General features: G+C 40.2%; 24 protein-coding genes and 1 riboswitch. Of the genes, 10 read left to right on the top strand and 14 right to left on the bottom strand.

The features are described 5' to 3' along the window. Nucleotides 1–195: 195 nt before the first annotated feature. Complete coding sequence (locus AC504W_RS06540; protein WP_494876885.1) at nt 196–810, bottom strand: DUF1003 domain-containing protein; 615 nt, start codon at nt 808–810, stop codon at nt 196–198. Between the two features lie 221 nt (nt 811–1,031). Between AC504W_RS06540 and AC504W_RS06535 the strand changes: the two genes are divergently transcribed. From AC504W_RS06535 to AC504W_RS06520, 4 genes are all read left to right on the top strand, one after another. Further along, the gene (locus AC504W_RS06535) at nt 1,032–1,958 is read left to right on the top strand and encodes a carbohydrate ABC transporter permease (protein ID WP_494876884.1); all 927 of its coding nucleotides are present in this window, start codon (nt 1,032–1,034) and stop codon (nt 1,956–1,958) included. A gap of 16 nt (nt 1,959–1,974) precedes the next feature. Then, nucleotides 1,975–2,220 carry a hypothetical protein gene (locus AC504W_RS06530; RefSeq protein ID WP_494876882.1) on the top strand — a complete coding sequence of 82 codons (246 nt, stop codon included), beginning with the start codon at nt 1,975–1,977 and terminating at the stop codon, nt 2,218–2,220. Nucleotides 2,221–2,374: 154 nt separating this feature from the next. Beyond that, nucleotides 2,375–3,205 (top strand): metallophosphoesterase, encoded by an 831-nt coding sequence (locus AC504W_RS06525; RefSeq protein WP_494876881.1) that lies wholly within the window; start codon nt 2,375–2,377, stop codon nt 3,203–3,205. An 86-nt stretch (nt 3,206–3,291) separates the two neighbouring features. Further along, nucleotides 3,292–4,125 (top strand): metallophosphoesterase, encoded by an 834-nt coding sequence (locus AC504W_RS06520; protein WP_096582848.1) that lies wholly within the window; start codon nt 3,292–3,294, stop codon nt 4,123–4,125. Nucleotides 4,126–4,824: 699 nt separating this feature from the next. Here AC504W_RS06520 and cbiE read toward each other — a convergent pair. The 6 genes from cbiE to AC504W_RS06490 form a co-directional block, all read right to left on the bottom strand. After that, a complete protein-coding gene (gene cbiE, locus AC504W_RS06515; RefSeq protein ID WP_494876880.1) occupies nt 4,825–6,027 on the bottom strand; it encodes a precorrin-6y C5,15-methyltransferase (decarboxylating) subunit CbiE in 1,203 nt (400 codons plus the stop codon). A 4-nt stretch (nt 6,028–6,031) separates the two neighbouring features. Continuing rightward, the gene (locus AC504W_RS06510; protein WP_494876879.1) at nt 6,032–7,237 is read right to left on the bottom strand and encodes an MFS transporter; all 1,206 of its coding nucleotides are present in this window, start codon (nt 7,235–7,237) and stop codon (nt 6,032–6,034) included. 547 nt (nt 7,238–7,784) lie between these two features. Further along, the gene (locus tag AC504W_RS06505; RefSeq protein ID WP_494876877.1) at nt 7,785–9,395 is read right to left on the bottom strand and encodes a glycosyltransferase family 39 protein; all 1,611 of its coding nucleotides are present in this window, start codon (nt 9,393–9,395) and stop codon (nt 7,785–7,787) included. A 64-nt stretch (nt 9,396–9,459) separates the two neighbouring features. After that, the gene (locus AC504W_RS06500) at nt 9,460–10,275 is read right to left on the bottom strand and encodes a GNAT family N-acetyltransferase (RefSeq protein WP_494876876.1); all 816 of its coding nucleotides are present in this window, start codon (nt 10,273–10,275) and stop codon (nt 9,460–9,462) included. 441 nt (nt 10,276–10,716) lie between these two features. Then, nucleotides 10,717–11,448 carry a RadC family protein gene (gene radC, locus AC504W_RS06495; RefSeq protein ID WP_494876875.1) on the bottom strand — a complete coding sequence of 244 codons (732 nt, stop codon included), beginning with the start codon at nt 11,446–11,448 and terminating at the stop codon, nt 10,717–10,719. Nucleotides 11,449–11,800: 352 nt separating this feature from the next. Continuing rightward, nucleotides 11,801–12,421: a TMEM165/GDT1 family protein gene (locus AC504W_RS06490; protein WP_494878588.1), complete on the bottom strand. Its 621-nt coding sequence runs from the start codon at nt 12,419–12,421 to the stop codon at nt 11,801–11,803. A gap of 303 nt (nt 12,422–12,724) precedes the next feature. On the opposite strand from AC504W_RS06490, the gene AC504W_RS06485 reads away from it, so the two are divergent. From AC504W_RS06485 to AC504W_RS06470, 4 genes are all read left to right on the top strand, one after another. Next, nucleotides 12,725–13,410 (top strand): IS1 family transposase gene (locus tag AC504W_RS06485; RefSeq protein WP_494873060.1). Its coding sequence is split into 2 segments (ribosomal slippage): nt 12,725–13,064 and nt 13,064–13,410, totalling 687 coding nucleotides; the frame shifts between segments, so codons are not numbered across the junction. Between the two features lie 328 nt (nt 13,411–13,738). After that, nucleotides 13,739–13,822, top strand: a riboswitch (adenosylcobalamin-variant (AdoCbl-variant) riboswitch). Nucleotides 13,823–13,883: 61 nt separating this feature from the next. After that, the gene (gene cobG, locus AC504W_RS06480) at nt 13,884–15,350 is read left to right on the top strand and encodes a precorrin-3B synthase (RefSeq protein WP_494876874.1); all 1,467 of its coding nucleotides are present in this window, start codon (nt 13,884–13,886) and stop codon (nt 15,348–15,350) included. A gap of 20 nt (nt 15,351–15,370) precedes the next feature. Continuing rightward, on the top strand, nt 15,371–15,997 hold the full coding sequence (locus AC504W_RS06475; protein WP_103126509.1) for a precorrin-8X methylmutase: 627 nt from the start codon (nt 15,371–15,373) through the stop codon (nt 15,995–15,997). A 2-nt stretch (nt 15,998–15,999) separates the two neighbouring features. Then, complete coding sequence (locus tag AC504W_RS06470; protein ID WP_494876873.1) at nt 16,000–16,704, top strand: precorrin-2 C(20)-methyltransferase; 705 nt, start codon at nt 16,000–16,002, stop codon at nt 16,702–16,704. 187 nt (nt 16,705–16,891) lie between these two features. On the opposite strand, the gene AC504W_RS06465 is transcribed toward AC504W_RS06470, so the two are convergent. From AC504W_RS06465 to ctpB, 5 genes are all read right to left on the bottom strand, one after another. Continuing rightward, on the bottom strand, nt 16,892–17,119 hold the full coding sequence (locus AC504W_RS06465) for a type II toxin-antitoxin system RelE/ParE family toxin (protein WP_494876871.1): 228 nt from the start codon (nt 17,117–17,119) through the stop codon (nt 16,892–16,894). After that, nucleotides 17,103–17,393 (bottom strand): type II toxin-antitoxin system Phd/YefM family antitoxin, encoded by a 291-nt coding sequence (locus AC504W_RS06460; protein ID WP_494876870.1) that lies wholly within the window; start codon nt 17,391–17,393, stop codon nt 17,103–17,105. The genes AC504W_RS06465 and AC504W_RS06460 overlap by 17 nt, the downstream gene beginning before the upstream one ends. A 38-nt stretch (nt 17,394–17,431) precedes the next feature. Then, complete coding sequence (locus AC504W_RS06455; RefSeq protein ID WP_494876869.1) at nt 17,432–18,559, bottom strand: S1 RNA-binding domain-containing protein; 1,128 nt, start codon at nt 18,557–18,559, stop codon at nt 17,432–17,434. Nucleotides 18,560–18,561: 2 nt separating this feature from the next. Further along, complete coding sequence (locus AC504W_RS06450) at nt 18,562–19,530, bottom strand: glycosyltransferase family 2 protein (RefSeq protein ID WP_494878586.1); 969 nt, start codon at nt 19,528–19,530, stop codon at nt 18,562–18,564. 130 nt (nt 19,531–19,660) lie between these two features. Then, the gene (gene ctpB, locus AC504W_RS06445; protein WP_494876868.1) at nt 19,661–20,998 is read right to left on the bottom strand and encodes a carboxyl-terminal processing protease CtpB; all 1,338 of its coding nucleotides are present in this window, start codon (nt 20,996–20,998) and stop codon (nt 19,661–19,663) included. 326 nt (nt 20,999–21,324) lie between these two features. On the opposite strand from ctpB, the gene AC504W_RS06440 reads away from it, so the two are divergent. Continuing rightward, the gene (locus AC504W_RS06440) at nt 21,325–22,062 is read left to right on the top strand and encodes a YdcF family protein (RefSeq protein WP_494876866.1); all 738 of its coding nucleotides are present in this window, start codon (nt 21,325–21,327) and stop codon (nt 22,060–22,062) included. Between the two features lie 160 nt (nt 22,063–22,222). Here the strand turns inward: AC504W_RS06440 and AC504W_RS06435 are convergent, their stop codons facing one another. Both AC504W_RS06435 and AC504W_RS06430 read right to left on the bottom strand, forming a co-directional pair. Next, nucleotides 22,223–23,569, bottom strand: coding sequence for a pentapeptide repeat-containing protein (locus AC504W_RS06435; RefSeq protein WP_494876865.1), 1,347 nt, complete (start codon nt 23,567–23,569; stop codon nt 22,223–22,225). 193 nt (nt 23,570–23,762) lie between these two features. Continuing rightward, complete coding sequence (locus AC504W_RS06430) at nt 23,763–24,392, bottom strand: TetR/AcrR family transcriptional regulator (RefSeq protein ID WP_494876864.1); 630 nt, start codon at nt 24,390–24,392, stop codon at nt 23,763–23,765. Between the two features lie 269 nt (nt 24,393–24,661). On the opposite strand from AC504W_RS06430, the gene AC504W_RS06425 reads away from it, so the two are divergent. Beyond that, nucleotides 24,662–25,522: a tetratricopeptide repeat protein gene (locus tag AC504W_RS06425; RefSeq protein ID WP_494876863.1), complete on the top strand. Its 861-nt coding sequence runs from the start codon at nt 24,662–24,664 to the stop codon at nt 25,520–25,522. Nucleotides 25,523–25,656 lie beyond the last annotated feature (134 nt).

Here is a 25,656-nt window from a genome sequence, read left to right as displayed (position 1 = left end):
TGCAAATACTGGGTAAGTTGCTACTTTGTTAAATGTGGAGTTGTAGCCTTGCCAGTTAATTGAGTTGCTGAAGCAATTCAAATATGTGATTGTATGATAATGCTGGTTATACTTTCGAGTGGCAGAGTCAAGATTTTAGTCTAGAACAGGATCGAGATATTTAAAATTTAGACTCTCACTGTTGGTAATTCATGATTATCGACGAATGTATTGATCAATAACTTTGGCATTATCGACAATTGATTTATCATGTTTGCTGGCTTGTTTAACAGGTGCTGCTTTAGGAAATTTATCGTTAATTTGTACAATCAGTCCTGGTGCTAAGGCGACTTGATTATCTTTAATTTCTTTAGAAGTAGCTGCTAAATTTACTTTCATTTCTCGCAGCATTTGCTGTTGTTCTTTGACAATTTGAGTCAGTTCAGCGATTTGTTGCGAGTGCAATGTATCTAACTTTTCATGAAGTAATTCGATGTTTTGTCCGGCGCGTAAGTTTACTTGATGGTCAATCTCAGCGTTGCGGCGGTCAGTATCAGACTGACGGTTTTGACTCATCAAAACTATGGGTGCTGTGTAAGCTGAAGCGAATGAAAAAACTAAGTTGAGCATAATGAATGGTGACTCATCCCAATGGGGAACTCCTGGCGCTAAGTTCATTCCCACCCATCCAGCTAAAATGGTACTTTGACAAATCAGAAATTTCCAAGAACCTACCTGAGATGCAAGTTTATCCGCCAGGTGTTGTCCGCGAGTTAATTCTTCAGGTGTAATTTGTTTTGGCTCTGATTTTTGTCTAACTACTGGATTCATAATTTACCTCCGTGGGTGATTGCTGTCTGTGTTTTTGTCTATGGGTTTAATTTATGCTGTTCTTCTGATAAGTACAAATATTATTATTTTTTAAATTGATAGATTTAAGTGATTAATACAGCTACATACCCAAAAGTACTTAGATGACGTTTGAGCGATCGCTCTCCAACCCCATCTCTTCGTGTAATATGAGTTAGCTTTGCCGTCTCACCAATACTGTTATGAGTCAACTGACATCTAAAGATTGGATTCTCATCCAACAACGACTCACCCCGTACTTGTTTTTGCTACCTGCTTTAGTGCTATTGGGGTTAACTGTATTTTGGCCTGCATTACAAGCCTTTTACCTCAGTTTCACCAGCTACGAAGATATTTCCCAACCGCCACAGTTGATAGGTTTTACAAATTTCTTGCGTTTGTGGAAGGATGCAGTTTTTTGGAAAACTTTAGAAAATACTTTTCTTTATCTGGTGGGTGTAGTACCAATTTTGGTGATTGCTCCTTTAGGGTTAGCAATTTTGGTTAATCAAAAACTCCGGGGAGTTAGTTGGTTTAGAGCCGCATATTACACACCAGTGGTAATTTCAATGGTAGTTGCAGGTATAGCCTGGAAATGGTTGTATGCAGAAAACGGTTTACTTAATCAGTGGCTAAAAACTTTGGGAATTTTCCCCGAAGGAATTCCTTGGCTAACTAGTCCAGATAAAATCTTGGGGATTATTCCCATTTCTCTCGCCAGCGTAATGGCTGTGACTATTTGGAAGGGATTAGGTTATTACATGGTAATTTATTTAGCTGGGTTACAATCCATCCCCGCTGATGTGTATGAAGCCGCAGCTATTGATGGCTCGGATGGTATTCGCAAACATTGGGATATTACAATACCTTTGATGAGACCTTATTTAGCTTTAGTAGCAGTAATTTCAGCTATTTCTGCAACTAAAGTTTTTGAGGAAGTTTATATTATGACCCAAGGCGGCCCACTCGATAGTTCTAAAACTATTGTTTATTATTTATACGAACAAGCTTTTAGTAATTTAGATATTAGCTATGCTTGCACAATTGGGTTGATATTATTTTTAATAATTTTAGGACTGTCAGTTTTACGCTTAAGTCTTAATCAAGAAGGCGGAGATTCTATTGTCTAGAAAACTTATAGGATGTTTGAAAAGTCGTAAAGTATACCAACAACCCCTCTCCAAACCTCTCCCCGAAGCGGAGAGAGGCTTTGATGTTACCAAAAATATTTTTCAAACAACCTCTTATCAGATGTATTTATCTGCTGGCGATCGCACTTCACCCTCATTTATCAGTAAATCAGCGAAAGTTCATACTACTGTTGTGATTATTCTCACCCTGTTGTCTAATTTACTTGGTAAATGTTTCACTGAGTCAGCAATTATTTCTTGACCTGCTCATATAATTGATTTTTTATACTAACCACAGAAACACAGGGTTGAATAAAGATTTATCAAGTTTCTCCAAAGTGTTTAACCTGCAACTTTCAAATGGCGGATTGTTAGCTAGACTTTAAACGCTATGATTGAAATTTATTAAACCTATTATGCACTGGTTATTATCTGGGCCGTTGACTGTGGAAAAATTAACGGTTAAGATTGCGGGTTTACCTGCATCGTTACAAGGTAAGAAGTTGGTGCAGATGTCCGATTTTCATTATGATGGTGTGGCTTTGTCTGATGAGATTTTAGAAAAGGCGATCGCATTTAGCAACCAACTAAAACCAGATATAGTAATTTTAACAGGTGATTATGTTACAACTAGTCCGCAACCAATTCATCAACTAGTTTTAAAATTAAAGCAATTGCAAGCTCAAGCTGGTATTTATGCCATACTCGGTAATCATGATATATATTACCGACATTCAAAAACAGAAATTACCAAAGCTTTAACTAACATTGGTGTACATGTTTTATGGAATGAAGTTGTCTATCCTTTTGGTGATGAATTAGCGCTAGTGGGACTCGCAGATCGTTATTCACCAGAATTCAATCCTGCGCCAGTCATGGAGCAACTAGACCCAAATATCCCCCGAATTGTGTTATCTCATAACCCTGATACAGCGGAAATATTACAAACATGGCGGGTAGATTTGCAGTTATCTGGTCATAGTCATGGTGGTCAAATCGTGATTCCTGGCTTAGGGGCGGTTATAGCTTATCGCAAAAAAATAGTCCAAAAAATCCCCTACAAAATCCGGCGTTACTTTCCATTGTTACGCCGAGAAAATTATGTCCTCCGCCATTGGGAATGGGCGCAGGGTTTACATCGTGTAGGAAGCAATCTGCTATATGTCAATCGTGGTTTAGGAACTTATTCCCCAGGAAGGCTATTTTGTCCGCCAGAAGTGACATTGATTACCCTACAAAGAGAATAAATTGTGATTAAATTTTTACTATCTTTTAAGATGGTTTTTATTATTTGATAAGCTGTAAACGCTGCTATGAGGAGTGTTTCTGCACTATGCACTGGTTGTTTACGGGACGTTTAAGTGTAGATAAAATAACGGTTAAGATTGCCGGACTGCCGCAATCTTTAGCAGGTACAACATTAGTACAGTTATCAGATTTTCACTATGATGGAATGCGCCTTTCGGAAGAAATGTTGCAAGAAGCGATCGCAGTTACAAATGAAGTAGAACCTGATTTAATTGTCTTAACGGGTGATTATGTCACTGATGATCCTAGCCCAATTCATCAACTGGTGATGCGGCTCAAACATCTGCAAAGTCGCTGCGGAATTTATGCTGTACTTGGTAATCATGACATCCACTACAATCACTCCCAAGCAGAAGTGACAAATGCTTTCGCTAGTATTGGAGTTCATGTTCTGTGGAATGAAATTGCTTATCCCCTTGGCGAAGAATTACCTATAGTCGGTTTAGCTGATTATTGGTCGCGGGAGTTTAATCCTGTACCTGTGATGCAGCAACTAGACCCACTAACACCGCGGATTGTTCTGTCTCATAATCCTGATACTGCCAAGATATTAGAACAGTGGCGCGTTGATTTACAGCTATCTGGACATACGCATGGGGGTCATATTGTCATTCCCGGTTTTGGCCCTGCGGTTTTTTATTACAAGAAGTTACTCAAGCAATTACCAAAAAAACTGCGCCGACGGGTGCCATTTTTATTTGATGATTGTTCTAAAGTAGTGAGATATTGGGAATGGGCGCAAGGATTTCACAAAGTAGCAAATAATCAGTTATATGTTAATCGTGGTTTAGGAACTTATCGACCAGGACGCTTGTTTTGCCCACCGGAAGTTACGGTGATTACTCTAGTTTGTCAATAGTCAATAGTCAATAGTAATTTGTTGTTAATTCTTGGATAAAAACTATTAACCGCCTAAGTTACGACCGATCAACATCAGTAACTACAGGCGGTTTATTAAACAATATGCAATCGTTCGAGAAGATTGAAAAAACAGAAGAATTAACTCAAATAAGGTGGACAAATGCAATCGTTGTTCTCAGACTTCAACATCCTTGATTCTAAATAGGCAGGCATTTCTGGCTGTATGTTCAAAAACCTCCAATAAAATCAATAGAATTAAGGCGAAAACACTTCCATAGGATGTAATAGTTGAGTTGCGATCGCGTGGATCTTAGAGCAGGAGGTACAGGCTCTAATTTCAAGTTTTTTTATTTCACTTAAACTTAACCTTTTTGTACCTTGAATTTAATTTAGCACGCGGCAATTTTAATTACTATGTGTATTTACCAAATGTGAACACCGTTAATGTGTCGTAATATTCGGGTGAATTTTCTTAAAATTGGTGAGGCTTTTTAATTACATTTATATTAAGTTAATTTAAGCAAAATGACTGGAAGTCCCCGCTACACAGACAAAACCAACTCATACCATTTCACGAAAAAAATGAGACAAATTTATGGGTTTTTCATTCTTTCCCCCTGCTCCCTGCTCCCTGCTCCCTGCGGTCTATTTGTATCAAACTTAAAGTGAAACGGTATTACGTGGGTTGAATCGAAAATTATTTAACTGCTATCCATTGGGTAACAGGAGACATCCCTCGCCATCCGAGGAATTTACCAATAGGTTCTGCTTTTTGAATAGCAATCCGGGTAAAACTACCGCCAACTTTTTCGTACCATTGAAATAAGGTTTGCTCTCCTTCGATGGTGACGGCGTTCGCAACTAAACGACCACCTGGGGGTAGTGCTGACCAGCAAATATCAAATAATCCAGCTGCTGTAACTCCACCACCAATAAAAATAGCGTCTGGTGTGGGTAAGCCTGGCAAAACTGATGGTGATTTTCCGGCGATAATTTCTAGGTTGGGTGTACCCAAAGCTGTGGCATTATCGGCAATATATTGCAGTCTAGATGAATTTTGTTCAATGGCGATCGCTCGACACCGAGGATGGCTTCGCATCCATTCAATGGAAATTGAACCACAACCTGCGCCAACATCCCACAAAAGTTCTCCTGGTATGGGTGATAGGGTTGATAAAGTAATCGCTCTGACTTCTCGTTTGGTTAATTGTCCATCGTGATGATAGGCATGATCTGGCAATCCTGGTAATCTTGGTAAAGCGACAACGCCAATATCAGCTATACAATCAACGGCGATAGTATTCAAGTCAGCAATTTCTGTTTCACTCCAAGCTGCTGCTGTACTGACAATTATCCGTTCGTGAATCCCGCCGATACGTTCTAAGACAATAATTTTACTTTCACCGTAACCCCGACTGTTCAAAATTTGGGCGACAATTGGCGGGGTTTCCTTACCAGCGCTCAAAATTAATAACTTGGCTTGGGGATAAATATAAGACTGAAGCAAACTCGCAGGACGACCGCACAAACTTAAAGTCTCTACCTCAGTTAATGACCATCCCAGTTTGGCGCAAGCGAGGCTAAAGGCTGAAGGTGCGGGAATAATTGTGATTTCTGAGATGGGAATATGTTTGGTTAAGGTGACACCAACGCCGTAACATAGAGGATCACCGCTGGCTAAGACGCAGATTTGCTGACCACGACGGCTGATAATTTCTGCGATGGAGGCGCTAAAAGGAGAAGTCCAAGGAATTTTTTGGTGCTGGTCATCACTGGGAAGCATGGCTAAATGCCGATCGCCTCCTATAATAACCTCAGCTTGAGTAATTATAGAACGGGCGATCGCACTTAAACCCTGTAATCCATCTTCGCCAATCCCTATAATAGACAGCCATTTCAATGTTTTATTCCCCAGTCCTGATTCGAGAAACTTTCTTACACAAAAGAATACACAAAGTTACTACTAAAAAAGCAACTTCCGCCAATAAAAATGCACCGACAGATGTTAGACCAAGTTGTTTAATTAATAGTGAAACTATCGCCGTTCCGCCAGCACTACCACCAAAGTATAAACCTGTACCTAAGCCAGCCTGAGTTGCGGGTAGTTTGCCTAGTGCGAAGGGAATCATACTGATCAACACTAAACTAAAACTCATCCCAAAAGCCAGAATTAAGGCGATCGCCAAAATATAATTATCGTTTAATATTGTTAACCCCATCAAGCCTGTCATTGTTCCCAAACCCAGCAACATCGATTTATTTGCACCTAAATCTGCTGTCCAGTCTCCTAAAGGTACAGATGCAATTGCTGAGACTAAAAGTATCTCAGAAGCAATAAATTCTACTTGCAATCCTGGGAGTTGAGTTTGTAATTCTTGGGGAAAAATGGCAAATAACAGGTTAATTTCAAATCCTGTGGCTAACCCGATGACAAAAATCAGGCTTAACAACACAGTCGGCGTAGTTGCAGATTTATCTTGATGATATATGGTCGGGACAAAACTATGTTTGGGAGTGAATATTTGCAAAATATATGCGCCCAAGACTAAAGCGATCGCACCTAACATAAAGGTAATCGATGCACCTAGACTAGAGAGTAAAGTGTTGAATAATGGGGCGATCGCTCCCACTGTACCAAACACTAATACAAGAATGGCATTTGCTTGGGGTAATTCTGTTGTGGGGACAAACTGAGTTAAAAGTGCGATCGCCGGGCCACGAAATATAATCATGGCGATCACCCAAGCCGTCATCAGCACGGGAATAATCCAACGAATACCTGTGGGTAAATTGTAGTCAGCTAACAACGAAACACCGACAAACATTAATCCAGCTAACACCACCCCAAAGCTAATCATCGGTAAACGACTACCCAAGCGCTGCTGGATGCGATCGGAAATTCCCCCATTCAAAGGTTCAAGAACTGCGGCGATTAATCCTTGCACTATTCCCAGCCAACCAGCTAATTCAACTAATTCTAGTTCTTGTAATATTTTTGGTTGATAAAAAGCATATACCATCCAACTGAGGATGATTGCTGCTAGTAAAGCTGCTAATCCCCAAACTTGTCGCCATAATATTTCCCGGCTGGTGTTGCAAGAGTTAACCATTCTTCTGCCTTATACCCGTGGTGTGATTTTAAGACAAATTCTTCTATTTAAATCGCATTAAAAATTGCACAATTGGCAAACAGGGAAATGCTCACTTGTACAATTCATAACATCTAATTCATAAAAGGTAAGTAGGGCTTAGTGATATTACCAATAATACTTTCACTAAAAAATAACCTTACCTACATAATTTTGATCACCATGAATTTAGCAATTTCACTCATCCCTAGATTCACTTAACGTTATTTACTGTACATCTTTAATATCCGCAATTAAGTTAAATACTTTCTAAATTGTATGTTTAACGACAATTTTAGCTATTTTTACTTTTAGATAAACCTTACCATATTAACTAATTTATGTTATCTAACTTTGTATATAATCGATTACTTAATTAGTTACCCAGATTACATCAATAAAATCACTATTATGTCAATTTCCATGCTGGTATAGCAGTCAGATTTAATTTTTGAAACATTAAATTAGATTGCTATAGACTCATACAGTTTCAATGTACTGAAAATGGATGGTGCGGACAAATTATACTTTAACGTGAGCTTTGAGATTTACGTAATTCCCAAAGTGAGTAATATTCATTTCGATAAACAAGATTTATTGGGGATTGGTATTGAGTTGCTAATTGCTGTCGCCAAGTGTGAGAAATATTCAAGAAAAAAACCTGAGTATAGGTATCAGAAATATTCGGAATAAGTTGATTGTTCACCAATTTAAACTGAACTCGTGGTTCTACAAGATAACTTAAAGAAAACACATTGCCATAATTAATCCCCTCAGCATTGCTAATTAACAATGGACGTGCAGAGCGATTAATAATTTGAGCAGCTTGGAGATTATTGTAACTTACTCCTTTATGCCACCAAGTTTCAGCTTGATAATATACCCGCGAAGAAACTAGTCCACCAATAATTAATAGCGCTATAATTGTTTGCCAGATTCTTCGCCTTGTTAAACTGCCATTATAAAGTTGTGTAGCTAATAAATAAATAACAGCAATCTGCATACCTAAATAAGACGGCAAAAAATATGGTTCAGAACCTAGCTTAATTTCACCAGATATTAAGGCTGGTAAGATTAATGGTAGTGATGGTACTACAATCAAAATCACAATAAATAACCAAACTTTATAGTTCGTAGTGCGACAAAGTAAATAAATCGCGCATCCTATTAAAATTACCAAAAATGAACAGATTAAATAATTTAAATTGTTATCTAATACCAAATCTAAATCAAAAAATATTCTACTGATTTGTCTCAGTAAAAATGGGAATAAAGGTATTGGTGCTAACTGCGTTTGTATTCCCTGATTTGACAGTAAAAACTGAAAAAATTTAGCTAATCCAATGATCATCCAAGGAATAAAAGCAAAAAAAGCAACAATGGAGGCTAATAGATAAGCTCTAACAGTTTTATTTAGCTGAAATTGGGAAATTGTGATGACATAAATACTATGTGCGATCGCCAAAAATCCACTCCATAAACTGGTGTAGAGACTTAATACTAAAGTGACTGTATAAAGGCTCCAAATAGTAAACTGGTCTGGAGGTAGTTTACCTGGAGGTTTTGATTCTAAACGTAAGGCTCGCAGGAGTGCAGCACTGCTGATGATAATAGTGACTAACCAAAGAATATATTCTTGGGCTTCTGTGGCATATATTAAGTAAATTGGCGAGACAGCGGTAATTGCGATCGCTAACCAAGGTAATGATAATGGGACAACAAATAATTCCCGACATAACCAATAAATACCAGGAAATACTAATAAGCTAATACAAGCTGATAAACTCCTAATGGCTGTAACTGAATTGCCAAAAATTCCTAACCAAAATCGGGCGATCGCATAATAAAGCGGTGGATGCTGGGGATCTTCCTTCGCTAACGACATAATCGTATCACTCAGTCCCTTTTGTTGATTAATGCCTTGGAACTTAGCAAAACTTTCGGAGGTAATTACACGACCATTAAATAATTGCTGTTTGACTTCCGCAACTGTATAACCAGAAATTCGCAATGATGTATATGTTTCATCATGGGAATAAACTTTGCTATCTAGGTTAAAAAAGCGAAACAATACAGACATCACCAGCAAAACAATAATTAAAAACCGCAACCAACTAGGAATGATTGTGTTCTGCTGCATAGTTAGATAAATTATGAATATATTAGGGCGATCGCTACTCAACTTCCACTAAAAGCTTTTTTGCTCAAGGCAAACTCGGTTTTTTGGCAAAACATTTCGGTAAATGCCATCTTGTGAAGTTTTCTAGATTAGAAATTGTTAAAAAATCAATTGTTTTAAACTGCCGATCAATCGCAGGCAAACTACATATTTTCGCCCCAATACTTAAATAAGCTTGGACAATCTTCGGAATGTTTACCTCATATTTATCTAAACAATATTGATCAATTTCTAAACCATATTGCGAATTGGGATAAACTAAAATACTTGAATGTGTGAAATGATTTTTTTGAAAAAAATGATATGTACAAGCCGCTTCTCTAGCAGATTGTGTCATTAACGAAGCACAGCCAAAAAAATATTTATTTTGGCTCCAAATCAGATAATTAGCTAATCCTTCCCATAGCAATAGTAACGCTTGACTGTTACGAAATTCTTTAGCAATACACGCACGTCCAACTTCCACAGATGCTTGTAGCACATTATCAGGAATTGTGTTGAGATTAAACACATCAGCAGCATCAAAACCCAACCCTTGAGATGCCATTTGATAAGTTTGCATCCGATAAGTGCCAATTGTTTGACCAGTCTGTTGAGAAATCAGCATCAAATGATGACAAACTTCATCAAACTTGTCTCTATCCATCTGGGTTAGGCTAGAACTAGAAAATCCTAAACCTAGTTCCCGATTAAAGACTTCAAACCGCAAGCGGAAGATAGATTCTAATTCTTCTTCAGTTGCGGCCAGGCGCAAGATGTACTTATCGGTTTGCAGGACTGGAAAATCTGCCAAAGAAGAAGAATTGAGTGAATAATTGATGTTGCGGTAAGAAATTTCCATCTGTCTTCCAACTTAGATGTGCGGAGATATCCTAGTAAATTCATACGCTTGATCAAAACATTCGATGCACTAATATATCCAAGCGTTACAGACGCAATTGTCTAGGATATATTTCCAGAAAGGTTTTCTGATAAATCTTGACTTGGGAGCGTGTCAGGTTTATCTGATAATTCTTGCCAAACCTCTTCTGAAAACAGAGTTGATTTTCCCATTTCATCGACAATTCCTCTCTGCGTCATAATTTGAGAAGTCAGCAGAGTCACCAGAGTGAGAAATGGGTGCTTTTATTATGCCTATGGCTAGGAAAAAAATCTGGCAATAAGATACAAATTTGACGAATACATAGATTAATTTTGTTGTCAATAGACAATTTTCGAGATAGAGCAGGGGAGCAGTGATGTCAAGTTTGTATAAATACCAAAACTCTCCACCTGCGCTACATCAATCAAATTGAGGATAGTCATTCCATAAAGTTGTTATTTCGCGCAAACTTTGGTGATTTCCATTACCTAAAATTACATGATCTAGCAACGGAATACCTAATAACTGCGCTCCTGCTAATAATTGACGAGTCAATTCTATATCTTCTTGACTAGGTTCAATGTTCCCAGAAGGATGGTTGTGGGCGACTATTGCTCGTGTTGCACCTTGACGAATTACTTCCCGAAAAATTTCTCGTGGCGAAGCTAGGGTTTCGGTAGCAGTACCAATGCTAATAACTTGTGTACCTAACAAACGATTTTTAACATCCAATAACAATACGGCAAAACGTTCTTGGGTTTGCCACATTAAATCTTGACTAAGCGCCGCCGCCGCCGCCATTGGACTATCAATTGCAGCGCCATCTGAAGGACGGGAGAGAAAGGCACGTTTGCCTAGTTCTACCGCAGCTAAAATGCTGGTGGCTTTTGCTGGGCCGATACCAGGAACTTGCATTAATTCTGCTGGGGTAACTTCTCGCAAAACTGCCAATGGGTCACGTTGGTGTTTGCTTAATTCTTGTAAAAGATATTGTCCCAAACCCACTGCTGAGAGTTTTCCTGGCCCTTGACCAGTGCCTAAAAGAATTGCAATTAACTCCGCTGTTGCTAAAATTTTGGGGCCATGAGTCATCAAACGTTCACGCGGACGTTCATTTGTGGGGATGTCGGCAATTCTCAGACAATAGGTCATAGAAGCATTCAAAGAATAGTTACCGAGCAATACCTTTCGGTTAAGATATCTCTTCTTTGAGGCAGCAGGGGGGCGGAGGAGCAGAGGGGCAGGGAGAGGTTAGTGTCAATTCTCCCTTGCACCCCTGCACCCTTGCTTACCTTCTCCTAAAGGAGACGCTACGCGAACACGAGTAAATTCCTTATCCGAAAAGTATTGAGTTACCGAGATGGAACTATTTTTAGTTATCCCTTGTTTGCGCTCAAAATTATCTTAATTTGAGAAAATCTTTAATTTTGGCAAGTATTAGAGCATCAATTCACTAATCAAAAACCTCCTTCCCTACGAGGGAAAGAGGTCAACCTATTTCTCTTTACACTCCTTCTACAGCCGCAACCACGCCAAAAATCAGAAATAAGCATCCACCCATAAAGGTAAGTTGGCGTTCAGAAATGCGTCCGGCGATGAGTTTACCACCGATAACTGCGATCGCTGCACAAATACTATGTCCTAAAATTGCGCCAATTGTTACCCCAATTGGATTATTACCCGCCGCTAAAGCAATTGTGGCAATTTGTGTGCGATCGCCCCACTCTGCCATAAATGTTAATAAGAAGGCTTCTGTTAAAATTGCCGAAGGGGTTTTGCGCTTTGGTAGCTGTGCATCTGCTTTTTTCACAGCGGCTTCTGCTTCTTCTACAACATCTGCATCACAACTCGCCGCCGCCATTTTACTCGCGTCATATAACAGCTTAATACCGAAGGCCAGAAACAAAGCAATTTCCGCATAATGAATGTAAATTTTTGGGAGTAAAGATGCTGCTTGCCCAAATACCACCGAGAGGATAGTCATTGCTGCTAAGGCGGCTGTTACCCCAATAAACACCAAGCGCCGCGAATGGTGCATTGCCAAAATTACAGCAATAAAAAAAGTTTTATCACCAAGCTCAGAAACGGTAATTAATAATAAACCTGCGGTAAAAGCTGTTAACACTCTCTCAAGCTCCTGAAAAATTCGTAGCGATGTGAGCTTGAAGAGAGCCAAAAGACCTCACCAAGCTCACATCTTGTTTGTGAACTTAGTGAAGGTCTCGCTTTCAAATACTTAGCATTTGACATCTGAACCAGGCTTATCACCAGTATGTTGACTCAGATGAACTGGCTTTTAACTGAAAAAGTTATGCCAGTAGCTACTCCCCTTCGATTAACCTAAATGTTACATCTATCTATAGTTAGAGTCAATCATTAAATTTTAATGGGCGTTGCATAATAGAGGGATGACTTGAGGGTATCTACTGTGCAATGTCCATACTGCGGATCTACGAAAATTCGTAAGAACGGAAAGCGAAGAAGTAAACAAAATCACATTTGCGTATCATGCGCTCGCCAATTTATTGATTTGTACGAGCCACCAAAAGGATATTCTGAGGAATTGAAACAAGAATGCTTAAAAATGTACCTTAACGGTATGGGTTTTCGTGGGATTGAACGAGTCAAAGGAGTACATCATACTACTATTATTTATTGGGTCAAACAATTGGGAGAGAAACTTCCGGACGTACCGAAAGAAGATGTAATTCCAGAAGTTGGAGAACTTGATGAATTAGAGACATTTGTTGGTTCAAAAAAAACAAAATTTGGTTATGGACAGCAGTAAATCACTTTACTCAAGGTATTTTAGCCTGGGTTTTGGGAGACCATAGTGCCGAAACTTTTGAGCCATTGTGGAAAATTGCTAAACAATGGAAAAGCTATTTTTATGTGACAGATGGCTGGAAAGTTTACCCAAGCTTTATTCCAGATGGAGACCAAATTGTCAGTAAAACATATATGACACGAGTTGAAAATGAAAACACTAGGCTTAGACATTATTTAGCACGCCTTCACCGAAAAACTTTATGCTATTCCAAGACAGAAGAAATGCTGAGATACTCGGTTAAATTATTACTTCATTATTTGAAGTATCAAACTGTACCTACATAAATCGATTCATCCCTTCATTCAGCAACGCCTTTTAATGACTGTCGGCAACTACGATCATCTTAGCAGTTGCCACTGTGACCAGAGACTGTCAAATACAAAAAATATGTCAGCCATCGCTGATGACAGAATTTTTGGCAACAATCAAATGGAGTGTTAGGTGTAATCAAAATAACCTTGAGCAAAAGTGCGATCGCATCTGGTAGTAACTTACATTCATGGTCAGAAAAACACTCTCAAACTTTCATTCCTCTGTGCGTTAGTCTGATGATTAATGAAAAATGTGAAGTATTGAGCATTGCAAATACCGTCTCATGGTAAATTACTAAGGCTTGGAGTTGGGAAACTCCGGTGAAATTCCGGGACTGTGCCGCAGCTGTGAAGGGAAATCCCAAGTCAGAATGCCAACTCCGGGTGTGTCTAGAAGACACAATGATGATCTAATCTCTGCGTCGCACAGAGAAGGAGTTAGGACTTTGTTTTCGGGATTTACTGCCTGTCCAGGCTTATTTTATGCTACATCGGCTCAAGATGGCATTTTGTCTCGCCTGAGAATACCTGGTGGGATACTTAATAGTCAACAATGTCAGTCGATCGCAGACATAGCAGATAATTACGGTGGTGGCTACGTTGATGTCACAAATCGCGCTAACCTGCAAATTCGAGAAATTAGTCAAGGTATCAACAGCGAAGTTCTCCAGCAATTACAAAATTTGGGTTTAGGTTCTCACAATTCGGCTGTAGACCACATCCGCAATATTATGACTAACCCCACAGCGGGTATCGACCCAGAAGAATTAATCGATACTCGCCCTTTGGTGCAAAACTGGGATGACTATATAGCAGCGCATCCTGAACTCTCAGGACTATCAGCCAAGTTTAGCGTTTGCTTTGATGGCGGTGGAAAAATGGCGGTAAGCGATCGCCTCAATGATATCCTGTTTACTGCTGAGTTAATCGACACTCAAGTTTACTTGCGCCTGCATCTGGGATTAATTAAAAGCAAACCACCCATTGATATAGGAATTATCTTGTTGCCAGAACAATGTTTATCTATTTTGGCAGCTTTAGCAGATGTTTATTTACATCATATTGATATCAATAGTCAGCGTAAGCCACGTTTGCGAGAAGTTGTGAATAGTTTGGGATGGGAAAATTATCTTCAGCAAGTTGAGCAGCGGTTAAATTTTTCTTGGCAACTCTGTGAGAAGTTGATCAACACATCTTCTCAAGCAAAGAAGGAAGAATATTTCAGCCATATTGGTGTTCATCCCCAACGACAGGAAAATTTATTTTATATCGGCGTAGTTTTGCCTTTGGGTAGGCTTGAAAGTCAGCAAATCCGGCGTTTGGGCGATTTAGCAGCAAAATATGGTAGCGGGACTATTAGACTCACACCTTGGCAAAATTTGCTCATCACGGATATTCACCAAAAGAGCGTTATTGATGTTCAAAATAAAATAGCTGAATTCGGATTAGATTCTACAGTCACAAATATTAAAAGTTCATTAATTGCTTGTTCTGGTAAACAGGGTTGTGTCGCTTCTGCTACAGATACGAAAGGTCATGCTTTGGCATTAGCCGATTACCTAGAAACTCATGTTAAGCTAGATAGCCCAATTAATATTCACTTTAGCGGCTGTGAAAAATCTTGCGCTCAACATCACAACAGTGACATCACCTTACTAGGTGTGAGCGATCGCAATATAGAAAGTTATCACGTTTATGTTGGGGATAGAGAAAATCACGCAAAATTCGGTCGAAAAATCTATCAATACGTTAGTTTTGCAGAACTACCTGCATTGATAGAACAAATACTCAAAGTGTATAAAATTTATCGCTTTAATCATGACGAATCTTTTCTAGAATTTGTCAATCGTTATAGTATTACCCAACTAAAAGATCTATTGAAGAGTCCCAAAATCTGCGTTAATTTGCGTTAATCTGCGGTTTTTAATTAAAAATGTCCGAATATATCCGAAACGCTAACGAAATTTACCGTAATTCTTTTTCTATCATTCGGTCAGAAGCTAACTTAGATGTGCTGCCAATTGATGTAGCAAAAGTTGCTGTACGGCTGATTCATGCCTGTGGAATGACGGATATTGTAACTGACTTGGGATATTCATCCACAGCAGTACAATCAGCACGCGCCGCATTAACAGCAGGTGCGCCAATTTTATGTGATTGTCGGATGGTTGCCGAGGGAGTCACGAGGCGGCGACTACCAGCCAATAACGCAGTTATCTGCACCCTGAATTATCCCGAAGTCCCAGAACTCGCCCAAAAACTGGGTAATACAAGGTCAGCCGCAGCTTTAGAATTATGGCGATCGCACTTAGAAAACTCAGTCGTTGCCATTGGTAATGCACCCACCGCCCTATTTAGGTTACTCGAAATGTTAGACCAAGGAGCGCCGAAACCTGCGGTGATTTTGGGTTTTCCTGTTGGATTTGTGGGTGCAGCCGAATCAAAAGCCGCCCTAGCAGCAGATAGTCGGAATGTCCCATTTATGACATTACATGGTCGGCGGGGTGGAAGTGCGATCGCCGCCGCCGCAGTTAACGCCTTGGCAACGGAGGAAGAATAATCATGACAACCAAAGGCCGTCTGTATGGAGTTGGTGTAGGCCCTGGCGACCCCGAATTGCTGACAGTCAAAGCACTGCGGTTGTTGCAGGCTGCACCTGTAATTGCCTATCAATCAGCCACAGATAAAGAGAGTATAGCGCGGGCGATCGTTTCGCAGTATTTAACTGGCGAACAAATCGAAGTCCCCTTTCATCTCCCCCGCGCATTAGAACCAGAAAAAGCCAAAGCTATATATGACCAAGAAGTTGAACCAATTGCTCAACACCTCGCCGCTGGACGCGATGTCGTAGTTTTGTGTGAAGGAGACCCGTTTTTCTACGGTTCGTTCATGTATGTATTTACACGGTTATCTCAGCATTACCATACCGAAGTTGTCCCCGGTGTTTCCTCTCTCATGGCTTGTCCAGTGGCTTTAGGTGTGCCGTTCACCTACTACAACGATATTCTCACCGTTTTACCCGCCCCACTACCAGCAGAAGAATTAATCACACAACTACTAACTACTGATGCAGCTGCAATTATGAAATTAGGCCGTCATTTTACAAAAGTACGAGACATTTTGCAGCAGTTAGGATTAGCATCACGGGCATTATATATTGAACGGGCAACAATGTCACAACAGAGAATTGTCCCATTAAATGAAGTTGACCCGGCTGAAGTACCTTATTTTGCCATGATTGTTATACCCAGTAAAAATCGCTTATAAACAACTACAAAAATTTTAAGAAATATACGCAATGCTAAAATATTAATGGCTTGATATGCGATCGCGCTAATTTCAATAATCAAAATTCTTCTTGTTCGTCAACATCTTCACTCGTTAGAGGAGCTTGTGAACTATGACGCACATGAAGTATAAACACCGTATTTTCCCGAATCGTAAACAAAATTCTCTACTTGTTTCTTGACTTTCCGTAGATTAGTTGACGTATTTCTTGTGTAAAAGCATCATTTTCTGGTGCCAAAACACAACGTAATGGCTTTTCTTGTAAAGTTGCAATAGTATCCATCAATTCCCGAAACCACTTATCAGCATAAGCAGGGTTGCGTGTTGCTAACCAAGAATAAGCCGCCTCAATTTCTGTATTTGCCGTTTGAGTAGTTCTAACTTGAAATGCCATATTTTTGTCGCATTTCTTGTTCAAATTCGCTTAAGGTAGTTGTTCTATTTGCTTCCACATCTTCTAGTCCTTGCTTAATTCCAGCAATAGCTTCCAATTTCTCCAAAGTATCAAGCAACTTCTGGTAAGATTCAGCATCTTGAACTACAAGTTCAGCTTTACCATTAACTGTTAGCACTACAGGTTTTCCTGTTTGCTTCATCTCTTGTAGAAATTCTAGTGTATTGCTTTGAAAGCTGGAGAGTGAATGAATATTCTGGGTAATGTTGCTCATTTAGCTAAAGATAAAATAAATTAGGATTTTATTTAATACTATTGTAGCTTTGACAAGACATTTTGATAGTATCTACCAGCCATTTCCTCGGCTTTTTCATACACAATCAACGGGTCTTTTAACATATCTCCCGGCTCAGTTTCTAAATCGCTAGTTGATAGCGACACTCGCCCTCTTTCAACATCCATTGAGATAATTATTGCTCTAATCCAGTCACCAATTTGAAAGACCTTTTCTGGATGTTCAACAGGTTGTTGAGAAATTGCGGAAATATGTAGTAGTGCATAACATCCGCCAATATCAACGAAGACCCAATACTTCTCAATTTTATCGATACTGCCATCTACAATTTGACCAAGCTTAAGTGTTTCTAGTCGTGCCTTTGCTAAACGGCTACGATTATGAATTGTTCGTCTGGTGATGGAGTTCTCACGTAGTTCATATTGTTGATATAACTCAATTTTCCGTTGCTCATACCAACTCGCATCTAATTCACCTAAAGCAATATCTATTGGTAAATTTTTGTATAAACTAACAAGTGCGTAGACTTCTCTAATTTGACCGTTAGCTGCTAAATTTGCTATCCATAAAAGTACATCTTGTAAAGTTACTAACCATTGTTGTTCTAGGGTTAGTTGGTTCGATATGGTTTCACGTCCGGTTTCGGGAACCCTGCTATGTCCTCCTCCATACATTGCTAAACGTGTTTGCCAATTTTCACCAGAACTATTATTTGGCTGGAGCAAAGCACCCCAATTTGTATTACTCAGATTATCAATGTGCGACCATTTTGATGGTTGATATTCATCTTGAATAAATTTGATGATTCCATCATGAAAAGCCTTGAGCAATTCGCAACGTTCAACCGTAATGTTGAGGCGTTTTGTAGTATTTCTAGCAGACATCCACGGCTCAACCCGAAATTGCACAAGTAAATCGCTCAAACTCTCAGCTATCAGTTCTACTCCATAACCTTCCTCATCGATGATCATTTTTGCGGGTAGTTGGAAATCTCGAATTTGCCCCAACCAAATGTACAATTCTTGATATGGATCGAATGTAGATGATGTCCAAAGTTGAGTGCAAAGATCATCAGTTTCTATGCGGAGTAAAATCCATCCTCTCAGAATTTGATTATTCAAGGATTGGGTAAAAGTCACTCTCATTTTTACAACCAAGCTATTATCTTGGCATTTTCTGGTAATTTGGCGTTTTTCTGCCCAGCAATACGAGCTTGGATGACAAACACAGTCAGGGGAGTATTTAATAAATCTACGAAACTAACTTTACCTGCGATCGCCTTCACTGTATTTTTGGGTAATTCTTTGAACATCCAACGTCCTAACCGATGTCCATATTCTGCCAGCTTCAATTCTGGCATCAGTTCTATCCCATGTAATTCATGCAAATAGCGATTTGAACGTCCATAACGTCGCCACTGACTAGCCAGTTCTTTAAGTGTAGAACGATGGCGGTGCTGTACAGTCGCTTGGGGAGCAAACTCTAAACGCCCAAGATTTTGCCGCAAAATCCGCCAGCAGATATCTGCATCACCACCAGTCGTTAAATAAGGACGAAATAAGCCGGCTTTTTCTAAAGCAGTGCGGCGAATTGCTAAATTGGCAGTTTGTCCGTAAGCGCAAAAAGGGTGAGCTAAAGTATGCTTTTGCGATAAGATATCCTGAAGTTCGGCGTATTGTTCTAATAAACTGTTACCGGGGAGTGCTGTAATTTCCCCAGCAACAATTACCACCTCGGAATTTACAAAAGGTTGAATAAGTGATTCTAGCCATTGGGATTGGGGATGACAATCAGCATCAGTAAAAGTGATAATTTCTCCGGTTGCAGCGCGAATTCCTGTATTCCTCGCTGCGTAAGAACTTTGAATTTGATTTTCACTTAAAGCACTGATTTTAATTACTGAACTTGCCGCAGCTTCTTGGAGTAAGGCTAAAGTGCGATCGCTACTGTTATTGTCTACTAACAAGTATTCTACTCGGTCTTTGGGGTAGGTTTGCGCCGACAAACAAGCAATCAAAGCCGATAAATCTGTCTCGGCATTATAAATAGGAACAACCACCGACACCATAGGTAAAAATCTGGCGGCGGTGGTTGTGTCAACTGGCTGATAATTCATAAAATTATGGATTTTGGCAATGGGATTACTCATTATTATTCCCAATCCCAAAATCCTATAAAGGTTTAATCAGGCAGTTTTTCTCACTCCAGCAATTGAGTTAACAAACCCTTATACATGAATCGGTGTTCTAGAACTTCAAAGTTTCAGTACTAGCACTCACAGGTGGGATGTTTTGAATCACAGAAGACCGAGCAAAACTATTACTAGATAAAGCTGCGATCGCTCCAGCATACTGCGGATCGCTGGGAGTACCAATTAAATTAGGGTTAGATGCTAACTGACGCTCTTGAGCTTCTGTCAAATCTATCTTGATATCTGGTGCGATTCCCTTATGGTTAATATCAGTTCCCAATGGGGTGTAGTAGTGGGCGATAGTGACAGCTAAACCAGAACCATCTGATAATTCATGCACTGACTGTACTAAAGCTTTACCAAAGGTTTGACTACCAATAACTACTGCGCGTTTATTATCTTTGAGCGCACCTGTTAAAATTTCGCTGGCACTAGCTGAATTACCATCTACCAGTATTGCCAAAGGGAGTTTTGTCAAAGAAGTATGATTCGCCTTGGTTTGTTCACTGCTACCTTGACGGTCAACGGTGCGGACTATTGCACCATTATCCATCCACATCCGGGCAATTTCGATACTAGCCTGCAATAAACCACCAGGGTTCCCACGCAGATCTAAGACAAAAGCGTCAACTTTCTTACCATTCAAATCACGAATTGCTCGACGCATCTGATCTGCGGCGTGACCACTAAACTCTCTTAAGCGGATGTAACCTACACGGCGATTACCTTCTTGCTTGAGAGTGTAACTAACTGTTGGCACTTCAATTGTTGCCCGTGTCAGTTTCAAGTCAAACGCACCTTGTCCGCTTCTTTCCAAACGTAATGTGATAGGAGTACCTGCTTGACCACGAATTAGTTTGGAAGCATCATCCACCTTTAGTTTCAAAGTGGGTTTCCCGTCAATTGCTAATATCTCGTCCCCAGCTTTAATTCCTGCTTTCAATGCTGGAGAATTATCTATGGCTTCCACAACCGTCAAGCGCTGAGTCTTTTCATTCAGTTCCATCCGAATACCAATACCTGAGACTTCCCCAGAGGTTTGATTGGTAAGAGCCTCATACTGTTTGGGATCCATAAATCTGGTATACGGATCACCCAATTTTTGTAAAGCTTCGCGGATAGCTATGTATGCTTCTTGTTTAGAAGAATAATCTTTACTTAATAGGCTCTGCCTAGTTGCTTGCCAATCTTGTTGATTAAAAGTTCCATCAACATACTCACGATTTACCAGTTGCCATACCTGGTCAATTAAGGTTTTAGGGCTATCTTGTAGGGCGGCACGAACGCAGCGAGTCCAAGCAGGGCCAAATACGGTTACAGCGGCGGTTGTGGCGATCGCTCCACCAATCATGGCTAGTTGGAGCGGCGAGTAATGTTTCGCAGATTGGTTCATGTATATTAGCTGGAATGGTTGTTTTATTGAAAGTTTAGCAATCAGACTTTTCAGAGACTTTTAAGTTTTTATAATCTATTTTCAGTTAAGCTTTCTTCATTATTTTCCCCTCGGAATTACCCTAAAAATTTGGACTTACTTCCCATTAGTGTTGTAACCATACATCTGCTAAATAAGTTAGCAGTCTAATCTCACCCTATACAAGTATTGTGACACTTTTAACGGTGTCATATTTACACCCTATATTAATTTTATAAGATAGCATTTTGTTGGCTGGACTGCTGGCATTTTCTATATTCTTTAACTCAGCTTTTTTCAGCTATGACATGAGACATAAATTTACTCACAATTCATCAATTTCTGACAAGAGAAAATTAAATAAAACGTTGCAATTGCTACAAAAAATTTTACGTGGTTTATGCCTAGTTTTGGGTTGCTGGCTAATTTTCACAACTATAACCTTAGTTTCTGCTTCTTCCAAGCCGGTTGATGCTTTGTTTGTACTTGGTGGCAGTATTCGCCGTGAAATCTATGTTGCCCAACAAGCAAAACAAAATCCCCAAATTCCAATTTTAATTTCTCGTGGTTCTCTAGACCCCTGTATATGGCTGATTTTTCAAAGAGAGGCCGCAGATTTACAAAACGTTTGGTTAGAAAACTGCGCGAATTCTACTTTTGATAATTTCTACTATGGGGTTCCCATTCTAAAACGCTGGGGAGTACATAAAGTAAAGTTAATTAGCTCTCCCAGTCATTTCCCCAGAGCTAAATGGATGGCTCAGATTCTTTTAGGAGCGCAAGGAATTTGGGTAGAACCAGAGGTAGTTAAAGAAAAAGGTCGTCCGGCTAATCGGGAATATTGGTGGAAAACAGCATTTGACATCACACGAAGTTCATTCTGGGCAGTGGTTAGTCAATTTATCCAACCACAATGCTCACATGTTACCCAACTGACGGATGTGGATATGGAATTTTGGCAACGTCAAGGTTTTGTCTGTGAACGACAAGGCGGCTTAGGGAGCAAGGGAGGAAGAGGACAAGGTGGAACGGGTGTCGGGGAGTAAGGGTGTCATATCGTATCCAGTAAAAGACTTATCATCAAGACCGCAGGGGGAAGAAGAGTTTTGTCTTTCTGCACGGATATGCTGAATCATAACTGATTTGCCGGGTATGACATCAGGGGGTAAGGGTGTAAGAGAAAAACTAATGACCATTAACTCTTGACTATCTTCCCAACAGATTAGGGATACCTTCGCAACCACCGGGAATAGTGGCTCTAGTTGATTCTCCACCCCAAGCACAGCAGTAGTAACGGTTAGCCTCAGACATTCTTTGAACATTTGTGAAATCGGCATTTTCAATCACAGCCCCTGTGTGTTCACCAGTTTCGTAGTTGGGTGGTTCTGTACGACTACGGGGCGAAGCTTTCTCGACAGAACCATAAAATAAACGCACTCCATTCATATCAGCACTGTTGAGATTGGCATCATATAAAATGGTGCGGGAGAGGTTGGCTTTTACTAAGTCGCAAGCACTAAGGTTAGCACGGACAAGATTAGCTTCACTCAGGTCAGTCCAACGTAAATCTGTGCTAGAAAGGTCGGCAGTGGCTAACATGACACCTAAGTCAATGACGCGTACACCTTCTAAACGGTCTTCTGCATAACCACCCATACCATTGAGAATAGCTCGACCTAAGCGCCGATCGCGTTTTAAGGGTGTAAGTAATTTAGAACGGGAGAGAAAGCGGAGAATTTTGGCTTTACCACTGCCATCAACACTACTAAAAATGGCGGCTGTGCGGCCTTCGGCGATCGCTCTTTCTTGTGGCCAGTCTTCTAATAAGCCTTCTTCATCTAGCACCAAGTCCGAAATGCCTTGGAAATAAGAATCTATGGTTTGCTGCTGAGTAATGATATTTTGTTGAACTGTCAGCAAATTTTGTTGAATTGTTAGGTCTTTGGAAATAACGTATTGTCGCCACGCGACATAAACGGCAATGATGGCGATTAAAATTTGCCCTAATGCGCCAAACCATTCTGCTAAAGTCCCAGAGGCTTCCCAGTTGATTTTGCGTCCTAACATCAGTAGGCGATCGCCAATCCCAGAGAATTTGATCAAGCCCACAATGCCTGCTATTATTCCGAAGAAGCCGACAAACAAGGTTCTGTCTTCTGGTGTAAACCATTCTTTGAGAATATATTGCAACCAAGGTAATAGCATGGCTAGAGACAATACCAAAGTTAGCAAGGTGCCAATAATTCCCAAAATCCAGTTATTAACGATAACTCCCAGAAAAATCACAGCGATCGCCGCTATTGTTAGCATTAATGCCCTGGGCTTAACCGTGAATTGATGAGTAGGGCGTTGCTGCATATTAGAACGAGCTTGCTGCATCACGGCGGCATTCTGCGACGATTGCAAAGAGGAAATTGCCGCCAGCGCTTGTTGTGCTGTCAGTGCTTCTGAACTTAAATGACTATCCCTAGAGCCACCATCGAAGTCATCTGGCTCCTGTTCAGTTAAAGGTTCTCGGCTTGGTGGATTGGGAGAGTTAGATTCAATTGCCATGCTTTCTATTTTGCCCCAGTATACTCAGTTCAACAGCTGTTTTATGTTAACTGCTAAGAGGTAGAATTCGGCACAGGGCGATCGCTTTAAAAGGGAACAGGGAACAGGGAACGGATAATAGGGAAAGGGCCAGAGTTTGATACTTCATAACTCATAAATCCATAGATTTATTTAGTGAAGAATTTCCTGCTATTTAAATAGGTGCGATACCTAACCAAATTGCCTCTACCAGACTCTGCACAAATGAAAACACAACTTTTGGTTGATGTTCTAAATCAAAGTCTTTAACAGGTTCAGTTGTCAAACTAGTTTGAGAGAACGGTTTTTGCTCCGAAAGAACATAATTCATCAGAGTTCCGACTAAGATATGAGCAACTATTTTGGCATTTACAGGACGTAATCTACTGAGGCTAATTTCTCGCTCTAGAAAAGAAGTTAGTACTTTAACATCTTGCATTAATCCCTGTTCTTTTCTGGTACAAGGTTCGGGAAAAGCACTACCACGGGAACGCAGCATCATAAAGCGGGGCAGTACTTCACTGTAAAATTCTAAAATCTGAAGACATACCTGAATCAGATTTTCTTTGAGATTACCTGTACCGCATAAGTTTTCCAGTTCTTTCATCCACAAAGGTCTTTCTGGAAGACCCATAGCGGCAAAAAACAATTCTTCTTTCGTAGAAAAGCGCTTGAAAATTGAAGCCTCAGAAATACCAGCTAGTTGAGCAATTTCTATAGTTGAACCACCAAAACCTTGCTGAAGGAAAACTTTGCGGGCAGCTTCTAAAATTTGCTGATTAGTAATTTTAGGTTTACGAGCCATAAATTAGTAACTACACACTGATGAATTTATTATTGGTTAATGCTCATGTCAAGACTTGTGACAAAGGGAGTCGGGAGTAGGGAATAGAAAATTCTTGATGACTCAGCACGGGCTGAACGCCCCGCTACCGCTAACGGCAGTTTCCATTCAATTAAGCTAAGGTGATGAATACAGCTAGTGCTAACGACTGTAAACTTTACCTTTAGACTAAAGTAGAGATCGTTTAAGCTATCTGACAGATTACTGATTTGTGGGTAAGAGGCGGTAGTGTGCCGAAACACGTTCATTTGATTTCGTTTCTGGTTGCCTGTAGTTTGTTGAGTATACCCAAAGTTGCTCATGCACAGGCACTAATTCCCCATACGCTGCAATTAGATCCAGCAAAACTGGAGAAGCAAGGGCTGACTTTAGCACAAGAAGCAGCCCAACTAGCTCAATTTCAGCAGATTGATTTAGCTTTACCACGAGCGCGGTTGGCCAGCCAACTGGCTCCCAAAAATGATAAAGTGTGGCTGCTTTTGGGTGGTTTGCATTTACAAAATCGGGAATTTGAGCCAGCGCTTGCCGCTTTGAAAAAGGCACAATCGCTGAATCCCAAAAATGCAGACGTTTTTTTTGCTATGGGTTCGGCTAATTTTCAACAGAAAAAGTATGATGCGGCAATTGCTAATTATCAAGCAGGTTTAAAGCTGAAACCCAATGACCCAGAAGCTTTGTTTGATTTAGGTAACGCCTATTATATGCAGGGTAAATTACCAGAGGCGATCGCCCAATATAATCAAGCTGTAGGCCAAGATAAAAAATTCTGGGCTGCAATTAATAACATTGGTTTAATTCAATACGAACAGGGCAATGCTGATGCTGCTATTAAGCAATGGCAAACGGCTGTATCTATCGATAAACAAGCGGCTGAACCTTTACTGGCCTTAGCCGTGGCACTATATACTAAAGGCGATCGTCAGCAAAGTCTGACATTGGGAGCAACTGCTTTACGCATCGATCAGCGCTATGCTGATGTGGATTTTCTGAAAGAAAATCTTTGGGGTGAACGTCTATTATCTGATACAAAGAAATTTTTAGAACTGCCAAGTATTCAAGCAGCTCTACAGCAACAGCCTGCACCACAGTAAAGTCAAAAGCGCAAAGTTAAGCCAGTCATGTGCGGGGGTTCCCCGCACGGCGTTGCTCTTCGCCTAACTTTGTAAGAAGGCAAAAAGCAAAAGGTAAAAGAATTTTGACTTTTCACTTTTTACTTTTGCCTTCT

The sequence above is a fragment of the Nostoc sp. C96 genome (assembly GCF_059384975.1).
This window is presented reverse-complemented; position numbering and strand designations above follow the sequence as displayed.